At 64.8% G+C, this 13,125-nt stretch carries 10 protein-coding genes; all 10 read right to left on the bottom strand.

The features are described 5' to 3' along the window. Positions 1-57: 57 nt before the first annotated feature. Positions 58-294 (bottom strand): hypothetical protein, encoded by a 237-nt coding sequence (locus CW360_RS02815; RefSeq protein ID WP_101192674.1) that lies wholly within the window; start codon positions 292-294, stop codon positions 58-60. After that, positions 282-2,045 (bottom strand): hypothetical protein, encoded by a 1,764-nt coding sequence (locus CW360_RS02820; RefSeq protein ID WP_101192675.1) that lies wholly within the window; start codon positions 2,043-2,045, stop codon positions 282-284. Before CW360_RS02820 ends, CW360_RS02815 begins: the two co-directional genes overlap by 13 nt. Then, entirely contained in the window at positions 2,045-2,521 is a 477-nt protein-coding gene (locus CW360_RS02825) for a hypothetical protein (protein ID WP_170307345.1), read from the bottom strand. The genes CW360_RS02820 and CW360_RS02825 overlap by 1 nt, the downstream gene beginning before the upstream one ends. A gap of 281 nt (positions 2,522-2,802) precedes the next feature. Then, a complete protein-coding gene (locus CW360_RS02830; protein ID WP_101192677.1) occupies positions 2,803-3,804 on the bottom strand; it encodes a hypothetical protein in 1,002 nt (333 codons plus the stop codon). Then, on the bottom strand, positions 3,804-7,379 hold the full coding sequence (locus CW360_RS02835) for a hypothetical protein (protein WP_101192678.1): 3,576 nt from the start codon (positions 7,377-7,379) through the stop codon (positions 3,804-3,806). Before CW360_RS02835 ends, CW360_RS02830 begins: the two co-directional genes overlap by 1 nt. 56 nt (positions 7,380-7,435) lie before the next feature. Further along, positions 7,436-7,867 (bottom strand): hypothetical protein, encoded by a 432-nt coding sequence (locus CW360_RS02840; RefSeq protein ID WP_101192679.1) that lies wholly within the window; start codon positions 7,865-7,867, stop codon positions 7,436-7,438. Next, a complete protein-coding gene (locus CW360_RS02845) occupies positions 7,867-11,232 on the bottom strand; it encodes a tape measure protein (protein ID WP_101192680.1) in 3,366 nt (1,121 codons plus the stop codon). Before CW360_RS02845 ends, CW360_RS02840 begins: the two co-directional genes overlap by 1 nt. A gap of 60 nt (positions 11,233-11,292) precedes the next feature. Continuing rightward, positions 11,293-11,985 carry a hypothetical protein gene (locus CW360_RS02850; protein WP_101192681.1) on the bottom strand — a complete coding sequence of 231 codons (693 nt, stop codon included), beginning with the start codon at positions 11,983-11,985 and terminating at the stop codon, positions 11,293-11,295. Between the two features lie 121 nt (positions 11,986-12,106). Continuing rightward, positions 12,107-12,865, bottom strand: a complete 759-nt coding sequence (locus CW360_RS02855) for a phage tail tube protein (RefSeq protein ID WP_101192682.1) — start codon at positions 12,863-12,865, stop codon at positions 12,107-12,109. A 69-nt stretch (positions 12,866-12,934) separates the two neighbouring features. Next, on the bottom strand, positions 12,935-13,120 hold the full coding sequence (locus CW360_RS02860) for a hypothetical protein (protein WP_101192683.1): 186 nt from the start codon (positions 13,118-13,120) through the stop codon (positions 12,935-12,937). Between the last annotated feature and the right edge of the window lie 5 nt (positions 13,121-13,125).

Here is a 13,125-nt window from a genome sequence, read left to right on the forward strand (position 1 = left end):
TTCTCCAGGCAATAAAAAACCCGCACAGGGCGGGCTGGTTGAGTGGGTTTGGACGGGCTACACGTCTACGTCGTAATGCGCCAGCGCCGGGGCCGGGCCGGTGATGACGCCGTCGGCGATGTAGGCGCGGGTGCCCACGGGTACATCGGTGCCACGCACGCTCACCTGGGTGCCGGTGCGCAGGGCGACACGCGACAGGCCGGTGGTGCTGTCGATGGCCACCACCTCGGCCACGGTGCGTACCCCGCCGGGCAGCAGGCCGATGAAGCGGCGCCAGGGATTTACGGTTGCCATGTGTGGTTACGCTCCAGTTTGATCTGCTGCCGCACATCGGCGGCGCCGGTACCCGAGGAGCTGATTTCAACGCCCAGGCACAGCCCCACCCACGGGCCTGTCTCCTCCGGCACCCGGCAGAGCTGCCCGGGCAGGATGAGGCCGACGCCGTGATCATCGTGGTGCGGGAACAGCGGCATGGTCATGCCGACCAGTTCGATATTCCCGCCCCGGCTCAGTTCGTGCGTGCCCCGCGCCTGGTTGGCGGCCTGGCCGGTGAGCCAGTCGTCATATACATCCGGCGCCGGGTTGTCGCCTGCTGTGCCAGCACGGCGCACCAGCATGCTCACGCCATGCGCGGTACCGCTGGTGTAGCAGGCATTCCAGGCGGGCTGCGGCGTCCACTCGCCAGACAGCTCGGTCATCATCACTGGCGGGATGATGCGGCTGATCGGTGCGTCCACCTGGCTCCATTCCCAAGGCGGTACCGGATAGCGCGGCAGCACCTCGAGGGCATCTGCATCCGGCGCAGGCCGCACAATGGCCCCCACCGTTTCGGCGAGCCGGGCGATCACCTGCATGGCGGTCTGCCCCTGGTAGCTGAGGGCACCCGCCGGGAATGTCCAGTCGGTGGCCTGCCAGTCCAGGGTAAACCCGGTGTACAGCAACTGCTCCGTCGCGGCCTGGGCGGCATTGATGGGCGCGGCGTTGAGCGCCGTGCGTGCCGGCGCATAGGGTGCCGCCAGCAACTGGCTGCGGGTGGATGCCGTGATGGTGTAGGCCTCGGTCGGGAAACGCAGCTGGCGACTGTAGCGCTCGACCACCAGCACCCACCGCCAGCCGTTGATATCCAGCTCGACCTCGCGCCCGCCGCTGGCATCCGGGCGCACCAGCTCGAGGGCGGCGCGGGTAAAAATTTCGGCACTGAATGACCAGCTGTAGCTGTCGGCATCCAGCGCCACCCGCAGGTTTTTGGCCTCGATAGGCGTGCGCGACGGCAGCACCACCAGGGTCACGGTGTTGGCGATCATGTAGGCATCCAGTATTTCGGGGTCAGGGGGTGGCGGCGGCAGGGGTTTAACCGGCCCGGGGTAGTCCGGGTAGGCGATACCTGTCAGCGCACCATCGAGTGCACGCGCCCGACCCCAGGGCACAGCCATGCCCAGGTTGAGGGTGCGCGCCGGCCGCCAGCGCGCCGCCACGTCGCTATCAACCGGCTGGATGCGCGCCACGGGCGGGGTGTAGCGGAAATCAAAAAACACCTCCGGCGAGGTCGGCGGGAAATACGGCCGCCCAGCAAACTCGAACATCAGCGGGCCACTGCCCGGCACATACAGCCCCGCGCTGATGACGCTGGCCGCGTTGCGGCGCGGGCCGGTTTCGTCACTGCGCCGGGTGCGCAGGGTGTGGTTGCTATCCCGTGCCGGGGGTGCCGGGTTGTAGATCAGCAGCAGACGTACATCCACCGGGCGCAGGCTGGCGTCCCAACGGCCCTGCAGGCTGAGGTCTACCGCCCGGCTGGCGGCCCACAGGGCAGCCGTCGCCCCATCCAGCCGCGCCAGGGCGGTGGCCCAGGGCACGCCGGTGGCGGCATCCTGCGCCTGGCTGGCCGCCCAGCGGGCACGCAGCGCCTGCTCGGCCGCTTGGGCGGTACGCCAGCTGGCCTGCCGTTGTACATCGCAGGACTGGGTAGCCCGCCAGCTGGCTATCACGGGCGGTGGCCCAGCCGGGCGGGCGGCAGACCAGCCTGCCGCTACCTCTGCAGTCAGCATCACAGCACCTCGACAGGGACAGGCCCGTGGGCCAGCGGCTGGTAATAACGCACGGCCACGGCTCGCGCCGTGCCGAGCTGGCGGGGAGCGTTGTCACCCTCGGCGGGCCACCACACGGGTTCGCTCGCCGGCAGCGTGCCCGCCTCAGTGACCTGGTAGAGCCAGCCGGCAAACTGGCTGGGGCGGATACGCTGGCCGACGACCACCGGCAGCCCAGGCTGGTAGGCAACCCCCCAGTCATCAACCGCAACAGCATATACACTGGCAGACGGGGCTACTCGCAGGTCCAGTACGGCGACACCGCCCGCATCGCTCTGCCCGGCACCCACTACCTGCCAGACCCCCTCCGTAGAACGGCCCAGTGCTACCAACGGGCGCTCGGCGGGCTGCTGACTCAGACGCACCTGAGCCTGCAGCTCCGCCGGCTGGCCAGCACCGCCACCACCCGTGCCATCGTTCAGATCCAGCTCGAGCACGATATCGCCCACTATCTCTGGGTAGCTCGCGGCAGCGCGGCGCGGCGGGGTGAGATCGGTTGCCAGCAAAATGCACGGCCCTGCTACAGAGGTGGCTAGAAAATGCTGTGCCATCTGGTGTGGAGTTTCAAAAACCGCCAACAGCACCAACTGAGGCGAAAGCAACAGCGCCGTTTTTTTCGGAGCCGTAACCTCACCCTCCCGCGTCATGCTCACCGTAATGCTAATACCAGGCAGCGCCGGGAGCAGCACCTCTCTAGCTCTGGTCGTGATCATTATTATTACCAGTCAGTAGGATTGAGAGATACGAATGCGCCCAGATCGGGCTCGGCGGCGTAGAGCGATATCAACTGAGTGCCATCCGGCAGCGAGATGGGCTGTAGCCGCTGATTCAGGTTTGGCGAGGAAATTCCCAGAGCCGTTAAAATCAGGCTCAAGCGACAGTCAGTCAGCGCAGGATCAAACACAATTCCGCGCAGAACGCCGGCATGAGCATCCAGCTGACTCCCGGCCGAGCCGCTCAATCCCGCACCACGGCAAGCGATAGCGGCCCTGATTAACCGCAGGCGCCCAGGCTCCACTCGCTGGCGTAACGTACGGCTAACGGATGCGCACTGAGGGGCTAACGCCATACGGTATCCAGGCGCAGGCCCCTGATCGATCACGCCGGTAAACGGATTGCGCAGCACTGTTCCGGGCGCGGTGATGTTCGGGCGCGCCATATGCGGCCACCCCGATAGACTGGTATCGCCACCCAGCGCGCAAAACCCAGACCCACCGAACGCCGGATAAAATCTGCCAAAATGCAGGGCGTACGCGCCGCCGGTGTTTGCATCCAGATTGAGGTCTAGCGCGTACATAGTTACCGTGACTGTTTTCGCATCCGCCACTACCAACCACGCCTTATTTGCATATGTTGTGCGGAACGTCTCTCCGTAATAAAACTGCCGTTCGCTGACTGCCGAACCATCTACCCATGGTCCTGAGCGCCGATTTGCACCTACCAAGAGGGCGGCTGAGGCATCGCTAACACTCTCCAGCAAATAAATCGCCGCCGTCGAGACGCCGCTTTGCACAAAATTTATTATGCCTTCGCCATTACTTAGCGAAAAACCACCCGGCACATCATGCACCAGCTCCCAGCCGGCAGATTGCTGACTGCCATACCCCGTCACCAGGCAGCTGAGCAAAACCAGCCGCAGGTTGTCGTAAAACGTCTGATTGCTAGTTGACGGCAACGCTGGCGCCCCCGTGTCCAGGCTGGAATAGACGCGAATTGTCATCAGTCTGCATCTCCCCTGACCTGCAGGCGGAACTGGTCATCGTCGACCGTGCCCTGCCCGCTGATCACTGTACGAATGATCCACATCGGCCCCAGGGCCGAGTCGGTGTTGAAGCGCACCGCATTGCCCGCCGCCCAGCCAGCGCCCCAGCCCTGCCAGCGCAGGGTGAAATAGGGCTGCCCGGTGAGCGGGTTGATGGGTGCGCAGTCGCTGCTGGTGTTGCCGGTGCTGATTACCCCCAGCCGTTCCTCGACCACGTTGAACGCGGTGGCCGAGGTGAACACCAGCGCCCAGCGCCCGGCGATGCCGCCGGCATTGGTGATAACCGGCGGGTACGCCAGCGAGTTGTACTGCGCCGTGGTGGTGTTGCCTGCCGGAGTGTCGCCCCAGTTAGGCGCGCCCTGGCTCCATGTTTGCTGGGTAAACCAGGTGTGCACCCGCGCCTGCAGGTCACCCCAGGCCAGTGCGCTGGATACCTGCGCCCCGGCTGGCATATCCCAGGGCAGCGGTGCGCTGATGCCGAGCTGGCCGGTGATCTGCACCTCGGTACACAGGGTCATGTGCTCCACGCGGTCACGGATGATCAGCGGCAGGCTGAGCGGGTTGCCCTGCTCATCCTGCAGCACCAGCGGGTTGCCCCAGGTGACGGTACCGGCAGCGCGATCGGCACTGTAGGAGGCCGCCCGCAACACGGTACCGGCAGCATCCACCACGCGGATATCCGCCTGCCCCTGGCGGGCCAGGCTCACGACCGCCCCCGGGTCGGGGCTGGCCACCGGGGTTTCAGCGGTGTGGTGGATCACCAGCACATCGCCCTCCCGGTATACCGGCACCCGGCCATCAGCCGGCAGACGCACGGGGTCCAGCCCCAGCAGCCCGGCATCCAGCGGCAACCGCGTTTGCACCACGCCGTTGTAACGCAGCAGCAGCGGGATGACTGGCACGTCGCTGGCCCCGCTGGTGTCATCCGGGTCAGCCGTGAACAGCACGCGCACAATGCCCGTAGCGGCATCCACGCTGCCGTGGATGATGCCGCCGTTGAGGTCGCCATTGAGGTTGCTGGTCGCGGTGACCACCGCGCCGGTATCCAGCCGCACGGCGGTAACCTGCACGCTAGCCGGGCGCAGCGGTGCGCCGGGGGTGCGCCAGGTGGCGGCCGTTACGGCAAACCCGCTGCCGGCTGTCAGGCAGGCCAGCACGTTTACCGCGCCGGTTGCGCCACCGGGGTAGCTGGTGAGCGTCACCGTGCCGGCCGCATAGTCCACGCTGCCCACGGCCACGCCGCCATTGGTAGCGCTGGCGATGTCGCGATAGAGCATGCCGCCCCGGTCGCAGTACACCCCACCGGCCCAACTGAACAACAGGCTGCCGGGCACAATGGCCTCGGCCACCGCCGGCAGCAGGTTGATGGTGAGCGGCGGCTGCGCCTGGCTGGCGGTTTGCGGCAGGGTGCTCACCGCTGCCGATTGCGCAGCCACAGTGAGCGCCCCGCCAAACTGCTCACGCAGCTGCACGGTGGTGCTCACCAGTACCGGCTGCGAGCTGCTGCCATACGGCCCGGGGATGGAGCGGTTGCTGTAGGTGTACTCCACGTAGTCATACAGGCGCGCCACCTGCAGGGTGCACTCGCCGGTGCTGTAGTTGATGCTGCCCAGGCGGCCGCCCTGCCAGCCGCCGCTGCCGTTGTCGCTGGCCACGTTGCTGATATCTCGCGTGCCGTCATACACCGGCAGCACGTTGCCCGACTGGATCACCTGCCAGTTGATAGCCGGCGCGGCCTGGCGCTGGGTGGTCACCCACTGCACCTGTAGCGAGCCCGGTTTATGCGGCGCGCCAGGCACCGTGAACTGAGCCATGCCGCTGCCATCGCTGGTGACACTCAACGAGGCACCCGCCACCGCGCCGGACTGCCAACTGTAGGCAATGCCCGCTGTGGGGGTGGTGGCCAGCAGCATGATCAGCTCGCCGCTGGCGTAGGCCACCGTGCCGCTGCCGCCGCTACCGCTCAGCACGCCCTGGCCGTTGTCGGTCAGGGTATGGGTGGTGCTGCCGGCCTGGTAGGTGATCTCCAGCGAGCCGGGCAGCACGCCCGCACCCAGCACATGGCGCACCTCGAGCAGCGGGGTCACGCTGGCCCCGGTGCGTTGGGTGATGGCCGCATCGGCACTGCTCACGTAGCTGTAGATCAGCGAGCTGTTCACATCCGGCAGCGCGTTGAGGGTCACCGATACCGAGCCCGTGGCAAACGATATGGTACCGGCGCCCTCACCCACCAGCAGGCCATCGCCGTGGTCGCGCAGCTCATACCAGCGGCCCAGGGCCATGTAGCTGACACTGAGGGTGCCGGGGCGCGGAATGGCGGCGGCCAGGTTGAGCGTGTACACGTAGCCGCGGTTGCCCAGGCGCACCTCTACCTCGCCGGTAATGGTATCGCCGGTGGCGACCGCACCCGGCTGATAGGTGGCCGTGGCACTGCCCGTCCAGCTGGTGCCGGTGCGGGTCAGGGTGATCTCGCCGGTTTGGTAGTCCACCCGCCCGGCAGTGGCCCAGTTGGTACCGGAGGCATAACGCAGGCCGCCTGTACGGTCATCGGTATAGGTGCCGCCATTGGCCACCAGGGTCAGGCTGCCCGGCGCACAGCCGGTACCGAGGAACGTGCGGGATTCCCCGGCCAGCGCACCCGCGCCCACGGTGAGCGGCACCGTGCGGGCCGGCCCGGCGGGAATGGCCACCGCCCGCTGGTAACCGCCCAGCAGATCCACCAGCGCGGACTCCCGCGTGGTGCTGGGTACCAGCTGGCTGTATACCGACTGCACACGCAGCGACAGCGCGCCCTGGCTGACAGCCTCGGCCAGCGGGTTGATGCCGTAATAGCGCGCGGCATCGGCCACCTGGGTGCTCAGCACCTGGGCTTTGGGCTGGCCGTTGATGGCGGTGCCGGTGGTACCGGAGGGCGTAGGCTGGCCACCGGGGAACGCATACAGCAGCGGCCCGGCCAGTTTCATGTCCAGCCGGCGGCGGGTGAACGGCATGAAGTTGCCGCCGCCGTAGTCGAAAATGAACTGCTCAAGGCGCCGCTCGACCTCGGTCACGCGCACGTATTGGGTGCCATTGACGCCCACCAGCTGGAACACGTCGCCCACCTCGGGTTCGCGCTGCTCCTCGCGTTGCACGCCCACGATGGCGCGCTGCCCGGCCAGCTGGGTACCCAGCAGTTCAAACGGCGCACCGCTGGCGGCTGCCACGTAGCTTTCGATGGCATCGCGCGCATGGCGGCGCTCATCGGTATGGCTGCCCGTGGCAAACAGCAGCACCGACACACGCGGGTCGGCCGGGGCGTCGGTGATGATGGCGTGGGCACCCAGGTACGGCTCGGCGGTTTCCGTCACCGGCCCACCGTAGGCTTTGCGCAGGCCAATGCGGCCGGTGGTGCGATCCAGGCGGCTGATATCCGGGAACAGGTTGTTGGACTGCCCGTCGATTACCGCCTCGCCCGTGGCGCGGCCGCCGCCATCGTCCTCGTCGGTGAGGCGCTGGGATTTGAGCAGTTTGATGTCCGTTGCACTGATGGGCATGCCAGTCTCCAGGCGTAAAAAAACCCGCACGGGGCGGGTTGTGAGATTCGATGGGGTTACGGGCCTGGCGCCGGCGGGGGCGGCGGCACCGTGATCAGCCGCAGGGTCAGCTCATAGAGCCAGTCCGGGCCGGGGTTTACCGTGCGAAACAGCGGCGTGGCCTGAACGGGGGCACCTGCAGCGCGGTTCCAGGTCACGTAGTGCTGGCCCCCCGTGGGCAGGGTGAGCAGCATCACAATGCCCAGCTGGTCGCGCAGTGCCTCCAGCAGTCGCACGGTGGCCAGGGTGAACCAGGCACCGCCGTTGCTGCTAAGGGTGATCGGACGGCCGTAGTGCTTCTGTCCCTCCTGAATGATCAGCGCCCCGGTGAGGCTGCGATCCTGCGTCTGCGCCACCGGGTCCCAGTCCCACTCATCCACCCATTCCAACTGGTCGCCGCCCAGCTCGGGGTCGGCGGCCAGGCCTACGCTATCGAGCGTCAGCGGCATTACAGGCTCCTCAGCCCGGCACTCTCGAGGATGCCGAGCAGCTTGGTTTCATCGTCTGTCGAGCGCACAGCCACATCCACCGGAGCCCGGCCGGGCACCTCGAGGCGGATTACCTTGCTGGGCGCCTCGGCCTGCGTCGTAGCCGGCTTGGCTTCCTTGGCCTTGGTCTGCTCTTCCTGCCGCGCACGCTGGGCCTCGGACTGGCGCTTGGCCTCGCTTTCACTTTCGATCTGGCGCAACAGGCCCAGCGCCCGGCTGGCGTTGGCCACCGCCTGAGAATCGCCACCGGCCTGGGCCTCGGCCAGCTGGGCCTGCAGCTCTCGGCGACGGCCGGCAAACCGGCGGCGCTCGATGTCATCCTGCCGCCCCTGCAGGCCGTCCAGTTCATCCTGCAGGCCGGACAGCGTGCTGCGCGTGCTCTCGGCCATCTGCTGCATGCGCTGCTGCGCCGAGGCAATGGCCGACTCCAGCGCGCTGAGGTCGGAGTCATCCAGCAGGCCCATAGCGACCTTGGCATTGCGCGCCTGCTCGATAAACGAGCGAGCGCTCATGCCGCCCCGCTCATAGCTGCGCAACAGGCTCTGCAGGCTGGCCTTCTGGCTGAGGAACGCCTGCTGGGTCTGCAGGCTGGCTTGCTGGGTTTCCAGCATCCAGCGGCCAAACGGCCCGGACAACGGGCTGGACAAAGCCTTCTGCACTTCGCCCAGCTGCTGGCTGACCCGACCCAGCGAGGCGCTGGTAGCCTCCAGGCTGCTGGTGTCGATGCTCGGGCTGGCCGAGCTGATACCCCGCAGCCGGTCATAGGCCTCCAGCGCCGCCGCACTCATCGCGGCCAGCGGCTCGCGAGCCCGGGTCATCACACCGCCGAAGAAGCTCTCCATGTCGGACATGTCGCGCTTGGCATCATCGCCGTCCTTGCGGCGGCGCACCATCGCTTCGCCGCTGGCCTTGCGCTCCGCTTCCATGCGCTTGCCGCTTTCGCGGCGCAGCTGCTCGCTGGTGACGATAGCTTCCTCGTCGGCCTTGTTCTTGTCCTGCTGAGCCTTGGCGCCCTGCTCGACTGCGCCCTTGAGTTCCTTCTGCCGGTCACTGGTTTTCTTCAGCTCCTCGTTGTACTGGGCAGCAGTGATCGCGCCATCCTGGTACAGCGTCCGCAGGGCGGCGCGGATGGCGTTGATGTCGACATCGGTTTTGGCATTGCTGATGGCCGCCTGTACCGAGGCCAGGTCACCCAGGGCATCGTCGAGGTCGGAGACCAGCCCGGCCGCTCCGCCGGCTGCGCTGCCCAGTTCCTTGAACCGGCCATTCAGTACCCCGGTGGCCTGCTGGTACTCCTCAATGCTCAGCCGGCCCTCGCTGAATGCACGCAGGGTGGCACGGCGCAGGGCTTCCAGTTGTTCGACCGTCGAGGCCGAGTTGATCAACTGCAGGGCATCAGCCATGCCCTCAATAGCGCGCTGCCCCGTAGCCGCCGCAGCAATCGCTTGCGCGGCAAAGCGTTCATTCAGCTCGGAGACTTTGTCAGCAGTGGCCTGCGCGGCATCCGCTTTGGCCTTTTCGGCGGCTTGCGCAGCCTCTTGCTGCACCTTGGCGTTTTTAACTGCAGATTGGGTGGTGGTATCCCAGGCACCAGACACCGCCGACGCCATGTCCTTAGCGTCCTGCTTGATCTGCCCAAGCAGCTTTTCTTGGAACTCACTGATTACGGCATCAGTGCCCTTCAACGCCGCGCGGACTTTATCGCCACCAAAAGCATCAGGGATAGCTTCGGCCACCACGCGCATGCTTTTGACTGCAGCCGTTACAAATACCGAGAACGCCCCCAACGAAACCGAAAGGAACATAGTCGCCGCATTGGCCGCCAAGCGAAACGGCGTAGCCAACAACGTAACAGCCCGAGTTGCTGTGTCGATTTTGCCGGTGAAGTCGCTTAACCAGGCTGCGCTGTCATCAATCAGTCTGTTGAAATCGACGCCAGCCAGGCTTTTTATGAACGCCCCAACCCGCTCAGCACCCTGCGTAAACGCATCGCTCAACCCCTGCGCCAAGCGATCCAGCCGACCATCCCGGTCCATCTGCTCGATGTACTCAGCCACGCCGGCAAGCTGCTGCTTGGCGTAATCCAGCGCGCCGCTCTTGGCAATTCGCCCGAGGAAATCGGTCCAGGTGTCCGACAGGTTGCTCATCAGGCCGGTGAGCGTGCCCATGTTTTCAGCGGCAGCACCCTGGGCACTGGCGCCAATTTCCTTGGTCAGTGCCGCGATCACATCACGACCGAGCCGCCCCTTGCTGGCCAGCTCCTGCAGCTGAGCGGCGTTCTTGCCGGTGACTTTTTCCAGCAGGCTCCAAACCGGCACGCCCCGCTCGACGAGCTGCAAAATCTCCTCGGTCTGCAGTTTCTGCTTGGCATAGGCCTGGCCAAGGGCCGAGGCAATACCCTGCAGGCGCTCCATGCCCCCGCCGAGCTGTTCGTTTTTATCAACCAGCGCCTGCAGTGTGCCGTCCATGGGGTCTAGCCCGTAGGACTTGAGCAGCGCAAAAGCCTCTGTAACGTCTGTCAGGCCCAGCGGGGTGTTTTTAGCAAAGTCGCGGATCCACGCTGTCGCCTGCTCACCGCCTGCCACGCTGCCCATCAGCGAGGCCATGCGCTTGTCCAGCAGTTCGAACTGATCACCCGTCGCCAGCATCGAGCGGATGCCGCCCGCCACCAGATTCAACCCGCGCTGCACCAAACCAAACGCCGCATTCAGCGAGATGTAGGCCGCTGCAAACGCCAACACTTTGCGGCCAGCATCAGCCATGACGCCTTTGGCTGCATCAATCCGTGCTGCGTGATCCTTGGCAGTATCAGCTGCCTTTTTTTCCTCGGCGCGCTTCTGCTTGATAGCGTCTCGGTTATTGGCCAGCGCCTCTTTATTTTCAGCCAGCTCAGTGGTCAGCCGCTTTTCTTCAGCCGCCACGTTGTCCGTATCCACGCCCAACTTTTTCAGGTCGCTGGTCGTATTTTGGATGGCCTGCTGGTTTTTCTTGTAGGCGCGCTCGGCCTCCTCGAGCGTGCGCCGCGCCTCACGCAATGCAATGCGCTGACCGGCTGTCGCGGTAGCGTTGTCAGCCACCTCACGGGTCAGGTCATCCAGCGTGGCGCGGGCGTCTGCCTGGGCGCGGGCCAGGCTCTCTGTGGCCAACTGGTTATCACGCAGGGTACGCACCAACGTGCGCGCCCGGCCGGCCTCATCCAATGCGGCCTTGAGGTTGCGCCCCTCTTCTGCCAGCGCCTGCATAGACTCCGTCGCCGGCTCAATGTCCCCGCTCAGGAAGTTGCGCGCACGCAGGGTGAGCTGGATCAGGCGATCACGGACGGACATTGCTTTTCTCCGGGCAATAAAAAACCCGCCGAAGCGGGTTTCTATAAACATTGGGGGTGGCTAGAACTGCTCAAGCCGGCCGTCAGCGTAGAGAACCTTTTTGACCTCAAACGAGATCTTGAGATTCTCCTGCGGCTCGTTTCTGAAGCGCTGGTGCCGATCAAGGAATTGGTTGTAGTCGATCCCGCCAGACCAAACGAGAGGCGAGCCCTTGGTCACCAGTTCATTCACGGCGATGTTGATGCGGATAATATGGTTGCCCAACAGATCCGTAACGAAAATGACCCCATCGAACGCCCGGATATCATCAGGGCTTTGGTTGGTAAAAATAAAGTCGGTCGTGATCTGGCTTTGGCCATACTTACCTTCAACGAAGCCTTTGTTCAGCAGCTGCGCCGTTACCGGGGCATCTTTCTGCGCGACTTTCGGCGCAGGAACAGAGGGCTTTGGCTTGTTCGCATCAGTTTTGGGATCGGCATCGCCACTAAACAGAGAGCCCAGACCAGCAAGAGACTCAGCCATGGCACTGCGGATCTCGTATTTGACGTGTTCACGCCCAGCGAAGTAACCAACGACAAGCCCCACAACAAGCGCAGCGATCCACTTAACCGCTGGGTTAGAGTTGACCCACTGCGAAAAGGTGACCTTAACGGCCGGGGCCTTGATAGCGGCACCAGTTTCCCGAGCCGCGATCTTGGAATAGTAAACACCGCAGCTTGGGCAGCAGTCAGGGTTCTGCTGCATCTCAGCCATTGTTGGCTCGTAGCTACATTTTGGACATTTCATCGGGCTCCCTCCCACAGGATTAATGTGAGCAGGAATCTAGCACAGATGAACAGGGCGCGAGCCCGGCAAGACGCCGGGCTCGCTGCCATCACGCTGCTGCCTTCATGCCAAGGCTGTAGAACTGCGACATGCCTGGCTCGGTCACCAGCATGTCGGCCAGCAGCTCGCCAGTTACCTGGTAGGCCGCGTATTGCGTGCCGCTGAGCTGAATTTCCTGAGCCAACTGCGGCTTGAAGCGACGCAGGCGTGCTGGCTGCGGTGCACCGCCCTGCGCGGCGTTCAGCCCGGCGAAATACAGTTCCAGCTCGACCTGCGCCGTAGTGAGCATCTCCACCACATCCGCCTTGAGCTTGGTGTAGGTCGCCGTGATACCGGCGCTGGTGATGGTGGTACCGCTGGTAAGCTGGATGCCGTAGGGCGTCAGCAGGTAGTGCTCGCCAGGGGTATAGGTAATGAGGCCATCCGCACTCTTGATCTCGACCGCCGTCGACAGGTCGGGCAGGTTATCGAACGGAATCAGCTCACCCGGCAGGCCCTCGCACACGTGCGCCTCGGGGGTAGAGACGACCCCCGCGGATACGCCTCGAACGGTGCCACGCCCAACAATAGCCAGGTTGCGGGCGTTTACGTCATACAGGGTGAAGCTGGCGGTAACGCCGGTCACACGGCTGGCGGTGTTGCGATTGCCAGCACCGGTGATGTAGTTGGGCAGCGATTGCTGATCCTCGGTGTGTGCAATTTTCAGTTCGCTGGTGTTGCCCCAGGGCAGCAAGGCCTTTTGGGTTTGGTAGGCGCGCGAGAAGATGTCGCCATAGCCAATCAGGCTGGCGTCTTGAACGGTGATCATAGAGATTTCCTCGGGGTTGGAATGGCCAATGGCCAGAAATTGCGGGGCGTGACGGGGACGATGCGTGGGTTACTTGGCCTTGGCTTCCGGCTCGGGCTTTTCCGCAGCGGCCTTTTCCGGCTTGGGCTTTGCTGCAAAACCCTGCGCCTGGGCATGCGTAAGAGCGGCGCCGAACAGGTCATCGCCTTTCTGGTAAACCTTGACCTTGCCCCCCTCACGGAAGGTGAAGGCCTTTTCTGCTTTGATGGTGGACATAGCAC

The organism is Pseudomonas fluvialis (assembly GCF_002835605.1).
GTDB lineage: Bacteria > Pseudomonadota > Gammaproteobacteria > Pseudomonadales > Pseudomonadaceae > Aquipseudomonas > Aquipseudomonas fluvialis.

Excerpts from the sequence above, each read along its gene's own strand:
- CW360_RS02815 (WP_101192674.1), bottom strand. The coding sequence starts at position 294 with ATGGCAACCGTAAATCCCTGGCGCCGCTTCATCGGCCTGCTGCCCGGC.
- CW360_RS02820 (WP_101192675.1), bottom strand. The coding sequence starts at position 2,045 with ATGCTGACTGCAGAGGTAGCGGCAGGCTGGTCTGCCGCCCGCCCGGCT.
- CW360_RS02830 (WP_101192677.1), bottom strand. The coding sequence starts at position 3,804 with ATGACAATTCGCGTCTATTCCAGCCTGGACACGGGGGCGCCAGCGTTG.
- CW360_RS02835 (WP_101192678.1), bottom strand. The coding sequence starts at position 7,379 with ATGCCCATCAGTGCAACGGACATCAAACTGCTCAAATCCCAGCGCCTC.
- CW360_RS02840 (WP_101192679.1), bottom strand. The coding sequence starts at position 7,867 with ATGCCGCTGACGCTCGATAGCGTAGGCCTGGCCGCCGACCCCGAGCTG.
- CW360_RS02845 (WP_101192680.1), bottom strand. The coding sequence starts at position 11,232 with ATGTCCGTCCGTGATCGCCTGATCCAGCTCACCCTGCGTGCGCGCAAC.
- CW360_RS02850 (WP_101192681.1), bottom strand. The coding sequence starts at position 11,985 with ATGGCTGAGATGCAGCAGAACCCTGACTGCTGCCCAAGCTGCGGTGTT.
- CW360_RS02855 (WP_101192682.1), bottom strand. The coding sequence starts at position 12,865 with ATGATCACCGTTCAAGACGCCAGCCTGATTGGCTATGGCGACATCTTC.
- CW360_RS02860 (WP_101192683.1), bottom strand. The coding sequence starts at position 13,120 with ATGTCCACCATCAAAGCAGAAAAGGCCTTCACCTTCCGTGAGGGGGGC.